At 76.1% G+C, this 928-nt stretch carries 2 protein-coding genes and 1 pseudogene; 2 read left to right on the top strand and 1 reads right to left on the bottom strand.

The features are described 5' to 3' along the window. Positions 1-153, top strand: a pseudogene (locus tag AC2W7M_RS26385) (hypothetical protein); the annotation flags it as partial. A 37-nt stretch (positions 154-190) separates the two neighbouring features. Here AC2W7M_RS26385 and AC2W7M_RS26380 read toward each other — a convergent pair. Then, entirely contained in the window at positions 191-472 is a 282-nt protein-coding gene (locus AC2W7M_RS26380) for a hypothetical protein (RefSeq protein ID WP_486136134.1), read from the bottom strand. 152 nt (positions 473-624) lie between these two features. Between AC2W7M_RS26380 and AC2W7M_RS26375 the strand changes: the two genes are divergently transcribed. Then, positions 625-928 (top strand): DUF6925 family protein (locus AC2W7M_RS26375; protein WP_486136132.1); only part of this gene is annotated, 304 nt, incomplete at its 3' end.

Here is a 928-nt window from a genome sequence, read left to right as displayed (position 1 = left end):
CGGCCGGGCGGCGGCGCGTCGGCGGCGCGGCAGCGTGGCTCGCCGCTCCCGCCGTGCTCCTGGCCGTGCCGTGGCGCTGGAAACTGCTGGCGGTCCCCTGAGTCGGCCTGGAGCGCGCGGATGGTCGGCAGCAACTGGCTGGTGTGCCTCACCTATGGCCCGCTGATCTCGCTCGGGCCGCTGGCGCTGCTCATGTTCGCGCTGCGCCGCGGCCGCCGCCCGCCGTGCCCTCTCGCACGAGGGCGATGCCTTCGTCCATGCCCACCAGCGTCAGCGCGGCCTTCGCCGGATGGGCGCAGCCCTTGGCGCAGGCGGACAGATGCACCGTGATCGAGCCGTCGAGAATCGGCGCCAGCGCCGCCGCCACCTCCTGCGCCACCGCCCGCGCCGGCACCGCGGTGGTGGCGGTGCTGCACGATCTGACGCTGGCCGCCCGCTTCTGCGACCGCCTCGCCTTGATGGACCGGGGCACCCTCGCCGCCCTCGGCGCGCCCATGGAGGTTCTGGCGCCGGGTCCGGTGGCCGCCGCCTATCGCGTCGCCGTCGAGCGCGGCACGCGCGACGGCGTGCCCTTGTCATCCCCTGGAGCCGCCTCGACGGCCCGGACCGCACGGAGCACAGCCCATGAGCGAAACCGAGACCCTGCGCGGCATGGACGCCTTCGCCCTGCTGCGCCGCCACGCCGCGGACCCGCGCACCGGCTGGAGCCTCGGCGTGTTCGGCGGCATCGCCGAGTTCATGCGGGACGCGGAGGAGCCGGCGCAGGTCACGGCCCTGCCGGAGCGGATCGCGGTCGCCACCGCACGCGGCGCGCTCAGGGTCGACGCCCATCCGGGCATGATCGCCCTCACCTACGAGATGCCCTCGCGCCACGAGGACCGCCGCGTGCCGGCGATCGCCGTGTGCCTGCCGGCGGACGAGGCCGCGC

This window comes from Xanthobacter sp. BG11Y11_SDJG (assembly GCF_057364445.1).
This window is presented reverse-complemented; position numbering and strand designations above follow the sequence as displayed.